The sequence below is a fragment of the Pseudotabrizicola formosa genome (genome assembly GCF_002900965.1).
Lineage (GTDB): Bacteria > Pseudomonadota > Alphaproteobacteria > Rhodobacterales > Rhodobacteraceae > Pseudotabrizicola > Pseudotabrizicola formosa.
Genome location: NZ_PJOM01000005.1, coordinates 175,772 through 190,905, shown reverse-complemented (window position 1 = coordinate 190,905; position 15,134 = coordinate 175,772). Strand labels below are relative to the sequence as shown.

Annotated in this window: 14 protein-coding genes; 1 reads left to right on the top strand and 13 read right to left on the bottom strand. The window is 61.4% G+C overall.

The window, feature by feature from the left end:
• Positions 1 to 7 precede the first annotated feature (7 nt).
• The 7 genes from CXR43_RS16125 to CXR43_RS16095 form a co-directional block, all read right to left on the bottom strand.
• The gene (locus tag CXR43_RS16125; RefSeq protein ID WP_103335803.1) at positions 8 to 1,168 is read right to left on the bottom strand and encodes an iron-containing alcohol dehydrogenase; all 1,161 of its coding nucleotides are present in this window, start codon (positions 1,166 to 1,168) and stop codon (positions 8 to 10) included.
• A 4-nt stretch (positions 1,169 to 1,172) separates the two neighbouring features.
• Positions 1,173 to 2,552: an aldehyde dehydrogenase family protein gene (locus CXR43_RS16120; protein ID WP_103335801.1), complete on the bottom strand. Its 1,380-nt coding sequence runs from the start codon at positions 2,550 to 2,552 to the stop codon at positions 1,173 to 1,175.
• Between the two features lie 81 nt (positions 2,553 to 2,633).
• A complete protein-coding gene (locus CXR43_RS16115) occupies positions 2,634 to 4,001 on the bottom strand; it encodes a glutamine synthetase family protein (RefSeq protein WP_103335798.1) in 1,368 nt (455 codons plus the stop codon).
• 90 nt (positions 4,002 to 4,091) lie between these two features.
• On the bottom strand, positions 4,092 to 5,144 hold the full coding sequence (locus CXR43_RS16110) for a TRAP transporter substrate-binding protein (protein ID WP_103335795.1): 1,053 nt from the start codon (positions 5,142 to 5,144) through the stop codon (positions 4,092 to 4,094).
• Between the two features lie 48 nt (positions 5,145 to 5,192).
• Positions 5,193 to 6,536 (bottom strand): TRAP transporter large permease, encoded by a 1,344-nt coding sequence (locus CXR43_RS16105; RefSeq protein ID WP_103335792.1) that lies wholly within the window; start codon positions 6,534 to 6,536, stop codon positions 5,193 to 5,195.
• Positions 6,536 to 7,042: a TRAP transporter small permease subunit gene (locus tag CXR43_RS16100; protein ID WP_103335790.1), complete on the bottom strand. Its 507-nt coding sequence runs from the start codon at positions 7,040 to 7,042 to the stop codon at positions 6,536 to 6,538. Before CXR43_RS16100 ends, CXR43_RS16105 begins: the two co-directional genes overlap by 1 nt.
• Positions 7,043 to 7,045: 3 nt before the next feature.
• Positions 7,046 to 7,813: an N-formylglutamate amidohydrolase gene (locus CXR43_RS16095; protein ID WP_103335787.1), complete on the bottom strand. Its 768-nt coding sequence runs from the start codon at positions 7,811 to 7,813 to the stop codon at positions 7,046 to 7,048.
• 178 nt (positions 7,814 to 7,991) lie between these two features.
• Between CXR43_RS16095 and CXR43_RS16090 the strand changes: the two genes are divergently transcribed.
• On the top strand, positions 7,992 to 8,861 hold the full coding sequence (locus CXR43_RS16090) for a MurR/RpiR family transcriptional regulator (RefSeq protein WP_103335932.1): 870 nt from the start codon (positions 7,992 to 7,994) through the stop codon (positions 8,859 to 8,861).
• A gap of 39 nt (positions 8,862 to 8,900) precedes the next feature.
• Here CXR43_RS16090 and CXR43_RS16085 read toward each other — a convergent pair whose 3' ends face one another.
• The 6 genes from CXR43_RS16085 to CXR43_RS16060 form a co-directional block, all read right to left on the bottom strand.
• The gene (locus CXR43_RS16085; RefSeq protein WP_103335929.1) at positions 8,901 to 9,398 is read right to left on the bottom strand and encodes a copper chaperone PCu(A)C; all 498 of its coding nucleotides are present in this window, start codon (positions 9,396 to 9,398) and stop codon (positions 8,901 to 8,903) included.
• Between the two features lie 72 nt (positions 9,399 to 9,470).
• Positions 9,471 to 9,836 carry a hypothetical protein gene (locus tag CXR43_RS16080; RefSeq protein WP_103335784.1) on the bottom strand — a complete coding sequence of 122 codons (366 nt, stop codon included), beginning with the start codon at positions 9,834 to 9,836 and terminating at the stop codon, positions 9,471 to 9,473.
• A gap of 99 nt (positions 9,837 to 9,935) precedes the next feature.
• Positions 9,936 to 10,823, bottom strand: a complete 888-nt coding sequence (gene yghX / locus CXR43_RS16075; protein WP_103335926.1) for a YghX family hydrolase — start codon at positions 10,821 to 10,823, stop codon at positions 9,936 to 9,938.
• Positions 10,824 to 10,955: 132 nt separating this feature from the next.
• A complete protein-coding gene (gene pstA / locus CXR43_RS16070; protein ID WP_103335782.1) occupies positions 10,956 to 12,320 on the bottom strand; it encodes a phosphate ABC transporter permease PstA in 1,365 nt (454 codons plus the stop codon).
• Positions 12,320 to 13,780 carry a phosphate ABC transporter permease subunit PstC gene (gene pstC / locus CXR43_RS16065; protein ID WP_103335780.1) on the bottom strand — a complete coding sequence of 487 codons (1,461 nt, stop codon included), beginning with the start codon at positions 13,778 to 13,780 and terminating at the stop codon, positions 12,320 to 12,322. The genes pstA and pstC overlap by 1 nt, the downstream gene beginning before the upstream one ends.
• A gap of 81 nt (positions 13,781 to 13,861) precedes the next feature.
• Positions 13,862 to 14,899, bottom strand: coding sequence for a substrate-binding domain-containing protein (locus tag CXR43_RS16060; protein ID WP_103335778.1), 1,038 nt, complete (start codon positions 14,897 to 14,899; stop codon positions 13,862 to 13,864).
• Positions 14,900 to 15,134 lie beyond the last annotated feature (235 nt).

Here is a 15,134-nt window from a genome sequence, read left to right as displayed (position 1 = left end):
CCTTTTGTCACATGCAGGCGTCAAACAGCGCGCGGGTGTTCTCACGCGTCATCGCAACCGGGTTGCCACCGCAGGACGGGTCTTCCAGCGCCATATCGGTCAGCATGTCCAGATCATCGGCTTTGACGCCCATGGCGGTCAGGTTGGCCGGGATCGCCAGCGTTTCACGCAATTCCATGACCTTCGCGCGGAACCCGTCAAACCCGCTTGCAATGCCCAGATAGGCGGCGGCTGCGTTGATCCGGCCTTCAATCGCGGCGCGGTTGAAATCCAGCACTATCGGCATCACTACCGCATTGGTGGTTCCGTGATGGGTGCCATAAATCGCCCCGACCGGGTGGCTGAGACTGTGAATCGCGCCAAGCCCCTTCTGGAACGCCACCGCCCCCATCGCCGCCGCAGACATCATATGCCCGCGCGCCATCAGGTTGGCGGGCTCTGCGTAAACGATGGTCAGGTTCTCAAACACCAGCCGCATCCCTTCCAGCGCGATGCCCTGGCTCATCGGGTGGTAGAACGGGCTGCAATAGGCCTCAAGGCAATGGGCCAGGGCATCCATGCCGGTGCCTGCGGTGATGAACTTCGGCATCCCCACCGTTAGGGCCGGGTCGCACAGCGTGATTGCTGGCATCAGCTTGGGGTGGAAGATGATCTTCTTCTTGTGGGTTTCCGAATTGGTCAACACACCTGCACGCCCCACTTCGGACCCTGTGCCTGCCGTGGTGGGTACTGCGAGAATGGGCGCAATCTTGTCACCGTCCGCCCGGGTATACCAGTCGTCGATATCCTCCAGATCCCAGACCGACAGATCCGCCCGCTGATGTGCCATCAGCGCGATCATCTTGCCAAGATCGAGCGCCGAACCGCCGCCAAAGCAGATCACCCCGTCATGCCCGCCCGCCAGATAGATGGCGATGCCATCGGCCATGTTCCTTTCATTCGGATTGGGGTCCACCTCGGAAAACACCGCGCGGCCCAGACCGGCGGCATCCAGCACCGAGAGCGCCTCTGCCGTGATCGGCAGGCTGGCCAGGGCCTTGTCGGTGACAAGCAGTGGTTTGGTCAGGCCGATGCTCTTGGCATGATCGGCCAGTTCGGAAATCCGGCCAACGCCGAATTTGATGGCGGTCGGATAGGACCAGTTGCGATGGGGCACGCCGTGCGACATGAGGTCAGACTTTCTTGAGGTGATAGGATTTCGGGCGGGTTACCGAATGGAAGCCCAGATAGGACAGCGAGCTGCCGCGCCCGGTGTTCTTGCAGCCCGTCCAGCACAGCGCCGGGTCGAGGTAATCGGCACGGTTCATGAAGACGGTGCCGGTTTCGATCTGCGCGCCGATGGCGGCGGCGGTGTCATAATCTTGCGTCCAGATGCTGGCGGTCAGGCCGTATTGGCTGTCGTTCATCAGGGCAATGGCCTCGGCGTCATCCTTGACCTTCATGATGCCCACGACGGGCCCAAAGGATTCCTCGGTCATCACCCGCATCGAATGATCCACATTCACCAGCACCTGTGGCGCAAGGTAGGCCCCCCCGTCATCGGCAGGGAACTTGGTCGGATCGATCAGCGGTTTCGCTCCGGCGGCAATCGCTTCGGCGATCTGATCGCGCACGACGCGTGCAAAGCGCGCATGCGCCATCGGGCCCATCGTGCTGTCCGCCTCAAACGGATTGCCCAGTTTCAGGGTGTTGGTCCATGCCACAGCCTTTTCGACAAAGGCATCATAAAGCGATTCATGCACGTAGATCCGCTCGATCCCGCAGCAGCATTGGCCCGCGTTGAACAATGCGCCATCCATAAGCGTGTCAACGGCAGCATCAAGGTTCGCATCGGCGCGCACATAGCCCGGGTCTTTGCCGCCAAGTTCCAACCCCAGCGGCGTGAAGGTGCCCGCAGCCGCCCGTTCAATGGCCTGCCCCCCTGCGACCGAGCCGGTGAAATTGATGAAATCAAAAGCGCGGCCCTTGATCAGGCCTTCGGTCGTGGCATGGTCCAGCACCACGTTCTGGAACACGTCCTCGGGGACACCCGCTGCATGGAACGCCTCTGCTAGCCGCTCACCCACCAGCAGGGTCTGGCTGGCATGTTTGAGCACCACAGTGTTCCCCGCGATCAGGGCAGGGACCAGAGTATTGATGGTGGTCAGATAAGGATAGTTCCACGGCGCGATGATCAAGACCACGCCCAAAGCTTCCCGCGCGAGATAGCGGCGAAAGCTGTCGCTGTCTTCAATCACCGTCGGCGCAAGGGTTTCGGCAGCGATTTCGGCCATGTATTCGGTGCGGGCATTCACCCCACCGAACTCTCCCCCGAAACGGGTCGGCCGGCCCATCTGCCAGGCGAGTTCTTCGACGATCACGTCCTTCATCTCGTTCAGCCGGGCAACACCCGCCTTGACCAGCGCGATGCGGTCTTCCAGCGGGCGCGCCGCCCAAGCCTTTTGCGCAGCGCGGGCCCGCGCAACGGCGGCTTGCGCCGCCTCGGGGGCCAGCGGGCTGCGTTCAGCATAGACCCGGCCATCGACCGGGGAAATCAGTTGGATGGGCTTCATCGTCGCGTCCTCAAAGGGCGGGGTTCACCCCACCTCTGTTGCAAGGCAAAGGCGGGGTAAAGCCCGCCCCCCTCAATGTGCTCAGGCCCGCTCCAGCAGGCGCTGCAGTTCGAAATCTGTCACCACACGGTCGGTCTCGGCAATCTCCCAGCGGGCAGCATGGGTGTAATGCTCCACCACATCATCCCCAAAGGCCGCACGCAGCATCGTTGACCCGTCCAGCAGATCCGCTGCTTCACGCAGGTTGTGCGGAATTTCGCGGATACCTTTTGTGGTGTACATATCACCCTTCATCTCGGGCTCCAGGTCCATCTTGCTCTCGATCCCGGCCAGACCCGCCGCAAGCAAGGCGGCACAGGCCAGATACGGGTTCACGTCACTGCCCGGTATGCGGCATTCGACCCGTACCGCCTTGGTATGCGCGCCGCAGACGCGAAACCCCGCGGTACGGTTGTCTGCGCTCCACACGGCTTTGGTGGGCGCAAACATGCCGATGGTGAAGCGCTTGTAACTGTTCACGTAAGGCGCAAGGAAAGCGGTGATTTCCTGCGCATGTGCCAATTGACCGGCCACAAACTGCTTCATCGTGGCCGACATGCCGTTTGCGTCGTCGTGATCGTAGAACACCGGCTTGCCGTCCTTGGTCCACAGGCTTTGGTGCACATGGCTGGAAGACCCGGCCTTGCGGTGGTCATACTTGGCCATGAAGGTCACCGATTTGCCCTTGGCATGGGCAATGTCCTTGACCGCTTGCTTGACGATGATGTGGTTGTCCGCCGTATCCAGCGCGTCAGAATAGCGGTAATTCACCTCATGCTGGCCGGCATCCGCTTCGCCTTTGGTGTTCTCCACCGGAATGCCGGCGGCGTACAGACCGTTGCGCACATCGCGCATCAGCCCTTCTTCCTTGGTGGTCTGGAAGATGTGATAATCCTCGTTATAGCCGGAAATCGGCTTCAGCCGGGCAAGCCCGCCATCGCGCAGGTCGTCATAGGCGTTTTCGAAGATGTAGAACTCCAGCTCCGTCGCCATCATCGGCTCAAACCCCAAGGCGCGCGCGCGGGCGACCTGACGTTTCAGAATGGCGCGCGGGCTTACAGTGATGTCTTCCTTGCCCGCATGGTCCATCAGATCAGCCAGCACCAGCGCCGTGCCCGGCAGCCATGGCACCACACGCATCGTGTCGAGATCCGGCTTCATCATGTAATCGCCGTAACCCTGCTCCCAGCCGGCGGATTTATATCCCGGCACCGTGGTCATCTCCATGTCGACCGCCAGCAGGTAGTTGCAACAATGGGTTTCCTTGTAGCCGCCATCCAGAAAGAACCGGGCATGAAACCGTTTGCCCATCAGGCGGCCCTGCATGTCGACCGCAGCCACCAGAACCGTGTCAACAGTGCCCGCGTCCACCATTTCGCGCAAAGCGTCCAGCGTCAGATTGCCCGGCATTCCTTATCCCCGTCCGTCATTATTCGATCATGGTCTTGCATAGACAGGGGCGCGCCGACTGCGCACCCCCCTTGTTTCGCATGCGAAACATCAGCCATAGCGATAGGGGCGCCCGGCCTTTTGCTGCACCTCGTTATACTGTTTGAAGATCGCCACAACCTTGGCCTTGACCTCGGATTCAGCGGCGATTTCATCCCAGAACGTCACGGCGGCCGCCTCTACAGTGGCCCATTCCTCATCGGGAATGGTGGTCAGCTGCAGCTTGCCGCCGTTCAGGCGCAGGTCAGCCTCACCGGCCCAGTACCAGTGCTGGCGGTAGTAATGCGACTGCTCAAAACAGGTCGCCAGCATTTCCTGCAGATGCGGCGGCAAAGCATTCCACTTGTCCATATTGGCAAAGAAATGCCCGATCCATGCACCCGAGATATTGTTGGTCAGGAAGTAGTTGGTCACATTCGACCAGCCCACCGTGTAGACCTCGGTGATGCCCGACCATGCGATGCCATCCAGCTCGCCGGTCTGCACTGCAACCTCGATATCCTCCCACGGCAGGGTGACAGGCACCACGCCGAACTGGGTCAGGAAACGGCCAGCGGTGGGGAAGGTGAAGATGCGTTTGCCCTGCAGATCTGCGAGGCTGTTGATCGGATCCTTGGTCGCAAAATGGCACGGATCCCAGGCCCCGGCCGAGATGTGCTTGACGCCCACCTTGGCATATTCTTCTTCCCAAATTTCCTTGAGCCCGTATTTGTTGAACAGCGCCGGCACATCGAGGCTGTAGCGCAGCGCCATCGGAAAGTAGCCGCCGAACACGGTCACCTCGGTGGGCGAGGCCATGGAATCGTCATCCGACTGCACGCAGTCGATGGTCCCGCGCTGCATGGCCTGAAACAGCTCACCTGTAGGCACCAGCTGATCGGCGTAGAACAGCTCAATCTCCATCTGGCCGGCAGCCATGCGGTTGAAGGCGTCGATGGCGGGTTTCACCACCTCTTCGCCCAATGCCGCCCCGGCATAGGTCTGCATCCGCCATTTGATCACGTCCTGCGCGCGGGTGACTGCGGGGGTGGCAAGGGTTGCCGCCCCAGCGCCCACGGCGAGGCTGGCGGTCTTGGTCAGAAAGGAACGTCTGGATGTTGTCATCTTTGATACCTCTTGTTGGTGGGGGAATGGGCGCGGTATGTCCGCACCTCAGTTTCGATAGATCAGATGCGGCAGCCAAAGCGCGATTTGTGGAAAGGCCATGATCAGCCCAAGGGTCACAATCATCACCCCGACAAACGGCGTGACCGAGCGATAAATATCGCCCATGCTGATTTCCTTGGGCGCAAAGGCCCGCATCAGGAACAGGTTATACCCAAATGGCGGCGTGAGGTAAGCAATCTGGCAGGTGATGGTATACAGCACCCCGTACCAGACCAGCACATCCAGCCGCGGCATCCCGAAATCCAGCATTGCGACCAGCGGCACATACAGGGGTGCCACGATCACCAGCATCGCCGTGTCATCCAGAAACATCCCCATCAGCAGGAAGGACAGCTGCATCAGGATCAGGATCGTCCAGGGGCTCATGTGCAGCCGGTCGACAAACAGCGTCTCAACCGCCCTGACCGCGCCGAGCCCGTCAAACACCGCGCCGAAGGACAAGGCGGCGAGGATCACCCACATGAACATGCAGGTGATGCCCAAAGTATTGCGGGTCGCAACCTCAAAAACCTGGCGGGTGAAGGTGCCTTTGATCACCGCCCCGACCACAGTTGCCGCCACACCGATCACGCTGCTTTCGACCAAAGAGGTCCAGCCATAGATGAAGGGCAGCATCATCGCGCCGAAGATGACAAAAGGCAGCAGCCCCGCCCGCAGGCTGCGCAGCTTTTCGGCCCGGGTGATCTGCGACGCCTCTTCGGCCGACAGCGCCGGGGCGAGCCAGGGCTGCCACCGGCAGCGCAGAAGGATATAAAGGATGAACATGGCCGCCATCAGCAGGCCCGGCATCAGCCCCGCCAGCCACAACTCTGACACCGGCGCGCGGGCGATCATCGCATAGAGCACCAGCACGACGGAAGGCGGGATCAGAATGCCAAGGCTGGAGCCCGCCTGAATGACGCCGGTGACCATGCGCTTGTCATAGCCGCGCTTCAGCAGTTCGGGCAGCGCGATCGTTGACCCGATGGCCATGCCGGCGACCGAAAGCCCGTTCATTGCGGAGATCAGCACCATCAGCAGGATCGTCCCCACCGCCAGACCGCCGCGCACCCGGCCAAACCACAGGTAGAACATGCGGTACAGATCATCGGCCAGCCGCGATTCCGACATCACATAGCCCATGAACACGAACATCGGCAGGCTCAACAGCGGATACCAGCGCATCAGCTTCATCGTGGCGGAAAAGCCCATCTGCTCGCCCCCCTGCCCCCAGAGCAGAATGGCCGCCACCACCGCAACAAAGCCGATGATGCCGAACACCCGCTGCCCGGTCATCATCATCAGCAGCATGGTCGAGAACATCAGGGCGGCAATCATCTCATAGGGCATCAGATGGTGTCCCCGCGGATGGTGGCCAGGTCACGGATCAGCGCAGCGAGGGCCTGCAACAGCATGAGAAAAAATCCGACACAAAGGATCACCTTGATCGGCCAGAGATAGGGTCGCCAGGCTGTGGGGCTGCGTTCGTTGTATTGCAGCGAATACAGGGTGGAATCGACGGCCCCCCAAAGCATCACCCCAAGATAGAAGATCAGTGCCAGCACGGTGATCGCATCCCACCACGCCTGCCGCACCGGGCTTTGCTTCGCATAGAACAGGTCCATGCGCACATGGCTGCCCATCTGCATCGCATAGGGTCCGCCCAGCACAAAATAGGCCACCATCACGAACTGGGCCATTTCCAGCGTCCAGAGCGATGGGGTGAAGGCGGCCTTGCTGATGGTAGACCACATCAGGATGCCCATCAGAACAAACAAAAGGTACATCGCCATACGGCCCACGCCGTAATTCAGGCGGTCCACCAGCCGCACGAAGGCAAGGGCAAAACGCGGCATCGATCAGCCCTCCGCCATGGTGGCAAGTGCCGTTTGCAGCACCGGGGCCAGTTGACTGGCCATGGCCTCCACCTGGCCGGGCGTGGCAATCAGATCATTGCGTATTTCCAGCATCGCATTGGCCAGACCATAGGGCGTGGCGTGCAGGCGCAAGGTATGGGTCACACCATCGGCAGCGGAATAAGGTTCATTCAGCGCGCAGGCCAGCCCGGACAGGTCCTGTGCCGCCGCCACAATGGCCCGGGCCATGCGGTCATCGGCATCATGGATCACGCCGAACTCCACCGCGCGGTGCTGACCGTGATAGACCGGCGTAAAGGAATGGATCGTGATCAGAACCGTTGGCCGACCGAGCGCCAGTCGCCGCACGATCTCGGCCTGCAGGCTGGTGTGAAACGGCAGATACAGCGCCTCGGCCCGGTGCAGGCGGTCCAGCGGGGTCAGGCCCGTGTTGCCAGGAATGTCGTGCACCTCGGACCTCGGGGCCATGGCATCGGCGCGGTTGGGGCCACGGTTCAGATCATAGATCAACCGGCTGGCCGGGGCATGCACCAGCGCGGCATCCAGACGTGCGGCAAGGGCGCGCGACAGGTCCAGCGCGCCCGGGTCCCAGGCCACATGGGCACGGGCTTGCGCATCGGTCAGGCCAAGCCGGCCCCAGGGCGCTGGAAAAGCGTTGCTCGCGTGCTCGCAGACCAGCAGAATGGCCCCTGCAGCATCGCGGTTTTCGACAGATGCCACAAAATCGGTCTGGATGGACTGCAGGCTCATCAGTGACTCGGTGCCCCTCTTGGTATCGTCAGGGTTCCTGATCTGACACGGTTCTGTCAAGAATTTTTCTTCTGCGCATTTTCTGTTACAATCATTTCGGAAATCCAGCACAGTGATGCGCAATCGACCGTTCCGCTGGCGTTATGCGGGGCACAATTCTGGCAGGAAAGGCATGGATATGGACCTTCCCCTTGGCGTTGAAGACAGGCTGCGCGCCGCTCTGCCCGATCTGACCCGCGCAGAACGCCAGGTGGCAACCCATATCCTGCGCCAGTATCCGGTGGCAGCGCTTGGCTCCATCACGGCCCTGGCACGGGCGGCAGAGGTCTCGACCCCCACCGTGGTGCGCCTGTGTCAGAAGCTGGGCTACCGGGGCTACCCTGACTTTCAGTCGGCCCTGCGCGGTGAAGTGGGGGCGATGCTCGAATCGCCGCTGGTCAAGCACGATCGTTGGGCCGGGGGGGCACCCGACACCCATATCCTGAACCGCTTTGCCGCCGCGGTGGTGGCCAATCTGCAAGCGACGCTGAGTCAGATCAACCATGGCGATTTCGACGCGGTGGCCAACCTTCTGGCCGACCCGTCGCGCCGGATCTTTGCCATGGGCGGGCGCATCACCCATGCCCATGCCGACTATCTTGTATCGTTGATGAAGGTGGTGCGGCCCGAGGTCACATTGTTGTCCGACATGTCGAACACCTGGCCCCCCGCCCTGCTGGACATGAAGCCCGGCGATGTTCTGGTGGCGTTCGATATCCGCCGCTATGAAAACTCGGTGCTCCAGTTGGTGGAATTGTCGGTGGAACAGGGGGCAGAGGTGGTGGTGATCACCGACCGTTGGGTCAGCCCCGCCGCCGCGCACGCCCGCCACACCCTGACCGCACATATCGAGGCGCCTTCGGCCTGGGATTCCACAGTGTCGATTCTGGTCTTGGTGGAAACGCTGCTCGCCAGTGTGCAAAGCCGGACATGGGCGGAAACCGAAGGCCGGATGAAACGGATGGAAACGCTGTACGACCGATCACGGTTTTTCCGGCGCTACCGATAGGAGCCCCGTGGCAGCAGACCGCCACGGGGGGTTGCGGGATCAGTGTCCCATGTCGGAATGATCGACGCCATCCGACGGGTCGACGCTGAACTCGACCTCGACCCGGCCCGCATTTTCGAAGACCAGTGTGCCAGGCACCATCTGGCCTTCGACCAATGGGCCGGTCAGGCCCATGAGCATGATATGCATGCCGCCACGCTCCAGCAGAACGGTTTCACCCGGCGGGATCTCGATGCCGTCGACATGCATCATCCGCGCCACGCCATCGGTGCCGTGTTCGGTGGTGTGCAGTTCGGACCGCGCGACCGTGGGCACTTCGATGCCGATCAACCGATCCGCGGTGGTGCCGGCATTGGCGATGCCCATATAGCCCGCCGCCGACTTGGCCGAAGGTGCCGGTGCAAGGATATTGGGATGGATGATTTCCAGATCACCCGCAGTGACGCCATGGGCGTGCCCAGCGGTTGCCAGGGCAAGCGCTGCACATAGGGCCAGCAGCGAGGGGGCCAGACGGAACGAAGAAAGACGAGCATTCATGATAATTGCCTTTTGGCTTGAGCGCGGCACTGTGCCGGCTGTCAGGACTGGATAGGATTCAGACAGACAGGATCAGGCCAGGGGCGGCGCACGCGGCGCGTGGGCGGGGTCATGAACGCTGGCGACGGTTCTGCGTTCGCGCGGGGCAAACACGGCCGCAAGCACCTGCACATCCGCCGGGCGCAACATGCAGCCCAGGGCAGGAATAAGAACCGGACCCGAGGGCGTGCAGGCAAGGCAGGGAACAGCAGATGCCGCCTCATCCGAGCCGGACGGGGTGCACAGATCGGCCATGGTAAAGCCGGACAGCAAAAGCGCCTCGAGTTGCGCATCCTGTGCCATCGGGGCGCGATGTCCGAAACCGGAAACAGCGAGGCCAACCGCCAGCAAGGCGATCAGGACAAGACGGCGCAACCGCATGATCAGACGCAGAACCATGGCGGTTCAGATGCCGCAAAATGCGGCCCTGTGCAACCGGTCACACTGTCACCCCGATCTGGCCAGCCCCGGACCTGTGCCGCGTGCAGATCTGACGCATCAGGCGAGATACTTGGCAAACCACTCCAGCGTACGGTCCCAGGCCAGCTTGGCCGCCGCTTCATCATAGCGCGGGGTAGAATCATTGTGGAACCCGTGGTTCACGCCGGGATAGATATGTGCCTCATAGGTCTTGCCCGCCTGCTGCAACGCGGCTTCATAGGCTGGCCAGCCTTCATTGATGCGGGTGTCGAGTTCGGCATAGTGCAGCAGGATGGGAGCGTTGATCCTTGGCACATCTTCCGCCGCGGCCTGACGCCCGTAAAACGGCACGGCGCAAGCCAGCTCCGGGTAGGCCACCGCTGCCGCATTCGACACGCCGCCGCCATAGCAGAAGCCGGTGATCCCGACCTTCCCGGTGGTCGTTTCATGGGCCATCAGAAAGTCGATCGCCGCGAAAAAGTCGTTCATCAGCTTTGTCGGGTCGACCTGGGCCTGCAACGCACGCCCTTTTTCGTCATTCCCGGGATAGCCGCCGACTGATGACAGACCGTCCGGGGCCAGCGCGATGTAGCCTGCCTTGGCCACACGGCGGGCCACGTCCTCAATGTAGGGATTCAGCCCGCGGTTTTCGTGGACCACCACCACTGCGGCCACCCGGCCGGTCGCCGCAGCAGGCCGCACCAGATAGCCGCGCACCGAGCCATGACCGTTGGGCGAAGGATAAGTGATGTATTCGGCAACGATGTCGGGATCGGTAAAGGCCACCTGCTGGGCCAACGCATAGTTGGGCGAAATTGCCGACAAGAGCGCCATAGCGGTCATGCCGCCAACAGTGAACCGGCCTGCCCGATCCAGAAACTCACGTTTCGTGATCTTGCCATGGGCATAAAAATCGTAAAGCTCCAGCAGATCGGGGTGAAAATCCTTGGCGGTCAATCTGTTCATGCCGGTCTCCATCCTGCTGACTCCATTGACAGCTTAAGTCCGAAGCGCGCGTTGACCAGCGTCACAAATGCGAGAGGGGCCCACCTTTCGGCAAGCCCCCCGTCATGATGAGCGCGTTTGAAGAATCGCGGCTTACCAGCGCCGCTCGAACCGGCGACGCAACAGGATCGCCGCGACGTTCATCACCACAAGAAAGGCCAGCAGCACGATGATCGCGCCGGACGACCGCTCGATGAAGGCCGGATCGGACCGCGAGGCCCAGGAATAGACCTGCACCGGCAGTGCCGTCGCCGGGTCCATGACACCGCCATCAAACGGGCTGGCCGGATAATTGGTCACAAAGGCAACCATGCCGATCAGCAGCAGCGGGCCGGTTTCCCCGAGCGCCGAGGCAAGACCCAAGATCGTTCCGGTCAGAATGCCGGGCGCGGCCAAGGGCAGGACATGATGGAAAACCATCTGCATCTTGGACGCACCGACCCCAAGGGCAGCATCGCGGATTGAGGGCGGCACGGCGCGGATGGCGGACCGTGTCGCGATGATGATCGTCGGCAAGGTCATCAGCGTAAGGACAAGGGCACCGACCAATGGCGCAGAGGAGGGCAGGCCGGCAAAGTTGATAAAGACCGCAAGACCCAGAATGCCATAAACAATGGACGGCACAGCTGCCAGATTCGAAATGTTCACCTCGACAAGGTCGGTGAACCAGTTCTTCGGAGCGAACTCTTCCAGATAGATCGAGGCACCAACACCCAGCGGCAACGTGAAGATGAACACCAGAACCATCATGTAAAGCGTGCCCAGCAAGGCCACACCCAGGCCCGCAGCCTCGGGACGCAGGTCAGAGGCGTCCGGCGCGGTGATGAAGCGCCAGTTGAAGCTGCTTTTCAATATGCCGGCGTCCACCATGGCATCTGCCAGGTCCAGCTGCAGCACCGAGACGTTCGAGTCGCGTGCCGCGATTTCACGATCCACGCGTCCCTTGAGGTACCCGTCGATCCGGCCGGTGGCGAAGGCCTCAAAACTGATGGTCTGGCCGACCAAAGAAGGGTCTGCCAGCACCATGTCCCGCAGGCGTGCCGGAGCATCCTTCGAAATCATGTCGGCGATTTCTTTCTCTGTGCTGCCGTCGACCACAATGTTCCGGTCGGTCAGATGCTGCACCAGAGAGGCCCCGAGCACGCGGCCATAGCCGACAGTCGTGACTTTTGACATCTCGGCAAGATCGCGGGTGCCAGCCTTGTCAACGACAGCCGCGTCGATGGCCACCGGGAAGACAATCTTGGCCTGAACGAAGGCGGATGACCCGTCCCGAAAGATCGTGAACAGCATGATCGCAAGGGTTGTCAGCGCAATAGAGACCGCGATGAGCCCATAAAGGCGGAACCGCTTTTCAGCCGCGTTGCGACGCAGGGTGCGAGGCGTATTCGCCATGAGCGAGCTTGTGGCCCGCGCCGGAGGCGCGCCGCTCGCGGGGAATTGAGATATGTCGGTCATTAGTCGTACTGCTCCCGGTATTTGCGCACGAACCACAGGGCAAAGATGTTGAGCCCCAGCGTCAAGAAAAACAGCGTAAGGCCAAGCGCAAAGGCCACCAGCGTTTCGGGCGAGTCAAAGGCAAGGTCACCCGTCAACTGGCTGACGATCTTCACGGTGATCGTCGTCATCGCTTCAAAGGGGTTCAGCCCCAGTTTGGCAGCTGCGCCTGCCCCCATCACCACAATCATCGTCTCGCCGATCGCACGGCTTGCAGCCAGCAGCACCGCACCGACGATCCCCGGCAAAGCGGCCGGCAACACAACCTGACGGATCGTTTCCGATTTGGTGGCCCCAAGACCATAAGAGCCTTCGCGCAGGGAATTAGGCACCGAGTTGATGATGTCATCAGCCAAGGACGAGATGAAAGGCGTGTTCAAGATGCCGATGACCAGACCGGCGGTCATCACGGACGATCCGGAATTGCCAAGCCCGGTCGGCACGGCGATGAAGTCGCGCAAGAACGGGCCAACCGTCACAAGGGCAAAAAGACCGAAGACAACCGTCGGGATGCCGGCGATCACCTCGATGAGTGGCTTGATCACATTGCGCACCTGCTGGGGTGCATATTCGGCAGTGTAGATCGCCGTGAACAGGCCAAGCGGCACGGACACCAGCATCGAGACAAAGCTGATGTAAAGCGTGCCCCACAGCAAGGGCAGAAGGCCAAGGTCAGACCCGCCGCGAAACTGCGGATTCCAGACCGTGCCGAAATAGAACTCGGAAATCGGGTATTGGCTGAAGAACCTGATCGATTCTGACAGCAGCGACAGGACGATGCCGATGGTCGTCAGGATGGCGACCGTCGCCGCCGCGATGAAGACCCAAAGAATGAACTGCTCTGTCACGTTGCGCGCGCGGAAATCGCGGGTGGTCCGCATGACTGCAAACCCAAAACCGGCAAGTGCCGTCAGGATAACAGTGATGCTCATTGCCAACGCGCTGGAGGATTGCGCGATACGATAGGCCTTGGCGGCCTCGAAGACCTCGGCCCTGATGTCACTGCCCAAAGCGACACCGACCTGTGCAAGACTGGCGCGGACATCGCTCACCTCTGCGCGCAACGCGCTGAGGTCCGCGTTTGACAGGCCAAGCTGCACTTGCAAGGCATCAAGACCACCGGCGATGCGGCGCACGTCGCTCATCGCCAGTTTCGCGGCGGTTGCATCGGTGGCGACGTCTGGCCCCAACTGTCCGATGATGCGTGCATCGATCATCGGCCCCTGGATCAAAAGCCACAGGGCCATCAGCACAAAGGCCGGGACAGCCGTGAACAGAAGAGCTGCCTGTCCATAGTAGGACGGCAGCGAATGCAGGGCCCGGACATTGCCACCGGCGCTTTTCAGGGCGCGGGCACGCGCCATGACGAAGCCCACCGCCGAAATGACAAGGACGATCAGGGAAAGAAGGCCGACACTCATGGCAAAACCGCTTTCAGGAGACGCCCGTGGGCGAAAGGAAAGAGAGAGCGCGACGCCGCGCTCTCTCGATGTTTCGGTCGATCACTCGATCGGTGCCATCGGCGTTCCGGCAGCAACCATGGCCTGAGTCGCAGCCAGTTCCGGGTCGGACACCAGGCCATAGGCGGCCAATGGGCCATCCGGTCCTGCCATGTCATCCGACACGAAGAAGTCGATGTATTCCTGCAGGCCTGGGATCACGCCCAGATGGGCCTTCTTGACGTAGAAATACAGCGGGCGCGACACGGGATAGTCACCGGCAGCGATGGCTTCGGTGGTGGGAATCACACCGCTCATGGTGGCGACGCGCAGCTTGTCGGTGTTGTTCTGGTAGAACGACAGACCGAACACGCCGATGCCGTTCTTGTTGGCGTCAACACGGGCCAGGGTTTCGGTGTAGTCGCCATCGATATCGACGGACAGGCCGTCGGTGCGCAGCGCCATGCAGCCTTCCTCGGCAGCATCCTCGTCGCCGTTTGCAGCAGCCTTCAGGGCCTCGAACGTGCCATTGTCAACGCAACCCTGCAGGATCACCTTTTCATCGAACACTTCGCGCGTGCCGTGCTTGGTGCCGGGAACGAAGACCAGGATGTCTTGAGCCGGCAGAGCAGGGTTAACATCTGCCCAGGTCTTGGCGGTGTTGTCGACCAGAGCGCCGTCCTTGAGAACCTTGGCAGCCAGAGCGCCATGGATGTCTGCCTGGGTATAGGCGAATTCCGGGCCGTTGACGTCCGAGGCGAAGACGATGCCGTCATAGCCAAAGCGGACTTCGATGATTTCTGTCACGCCATTGGACATGCACAGCTCATAGTCGCCCTTGGTGATGCGCGACGACGAGTTGGCGATGTCGGCGGTATTGGGGCCCACGCCTTCGCACATCTTCTTGCGGCCAGCGCCCGAACCGCCACCTTCCACGACCGGGGTCGGGAAATCAAAGTTTTCGCCGAATGCTTCAGCCACGATGGTCGAATAGGGCAGAACGGTCGAAGATCCGGTGACCTGCACCTGATCGCGCGCATCAGCAGCGGTGGCAGCAGCGGCGATTGCCAGCGCCGAGGCGGAAATTTTAAACATGTTCATGGATCGCTCCTTTAAATCTCATGGCCGTCGAGTCGACCTGCCGGTGGGAATAGCGCCGCCGCATGACGCATTTATCTCTGTTATGTGAAGGTTGGATGACAGTCGGCCCGCATCGTGCCCGGTGCGCCCTTGCCGCAGCCTCCCTGCAAACGCGCCACGGCGATGCCCAATGTCGGGTCGGCAAATTGGGCGATCCGCAGGCTGAATGTCACATTCGAGAGGCGACGGGAAAGGT

Excerpts from the sequence above, each read along its gene's own strand:
- CXR43_RS16125 (WP_103335803.1), bottom strand. The coding sequence starts at position 1,168 with ATGTCGCACGGCGTGCCCCATCGCAACTGGTCCTATCCGACCGCCATC.
- CXR43_RS16120 (WP_103335801.1), bottom strand. The coding sequence starts at position 2,552 with ATGAAGCCCATCCAACTGATTTCCCCGGTCGATGGCCGGGTCTATGCT.
- CXR43_RS16115 (WP_103335798.1), bottom strand. The coding sequence starts at position 4,001 with ATGCCGGGCAATCTGACGCTGGACGCTTTGCGCGAAATGGTGGACGCG.
- CXR43_RS16110 (WP_103335795.1), bottom strand. The coding sequence starts at position 5,144 with ATGACAACATCCAGACGTTCCTTTCTGACCAAGACCGCCAGCCTCGCC.
- CXR43_RS16105 (WP_103335792.1), bottom strand. The coding sequence starts at position 6,536 with ATGCCCTATGAGATGATTGCCGCCCTGATGTTCTCGACCATGCTGCTG.
- CXR43_RS16100 (WP_103335790.1), bottom strand. The coding sequence starts at position 7,042 with ATGCCGCGTTTTGCCCTTGCCTTCGTGCGGCTGGTGGACCGCCTGAAT.
- CXR43_RS16095 (WP_103335787.1), bottom strand. The coding sequence starts at position 7,813 with ATGAGCCTGCAGTCCATCCAGACCGATTTTGTGGCATCTGTCGAAAAC.
- CXR43_RS16090 (WP_103335932.1), top strand. The coding sequence starts at position 7,992 with ATGGACCTTCCCCTTGGCGTTGAAGACAGGCTGCGCGCCGCTCTGCCC.
- CXR43_RS16085 (WP_103335929.1), bottom strand. The coding sequence starts at position 9,398 with ATGAATGCTCGTCTTTCTTCGTTCCGTCTGGCCCCCTCGCTGCTGGCC.
- CXR43_RS16080 (WP_103335784.1), bottom strand. The coding sequence starts at position 9,836 with ATGGTTCTGCGTCTGATCATGCGGTTGCGCCGTCTTGTCCTGATCGCC.
- yghX (WP_103335926.1), bottom strand. The coding sequence starts at position 10,823 with ATGAACAGATTGACCGCCAAGGATTTTCACCCCGATCTGCTGGAGCTT.
- pstA (WP_103335782.1), bottom strand. The coding sequence starts at position 12,320 with ATGACCGACATATCTCAATTCCCCGCGAGCGGCGCGCCTCCGGCGCGG.
- pstC (WP_103335780.1), bottom strand. The coding sequence starts at position 13,780 with ATGAGTGTCGGCCTTCTTTCCCTGATCGTCCTTGTCATTTCGGCGGTG.
- CXR43_RS16060 (WP_103335778.1), bottom strand. The coding sequence starts at position 14,899 with ATGAACATGTTTAAAATTTCCGCCTCGGCGCTGGCAATCGCCGCTGCT.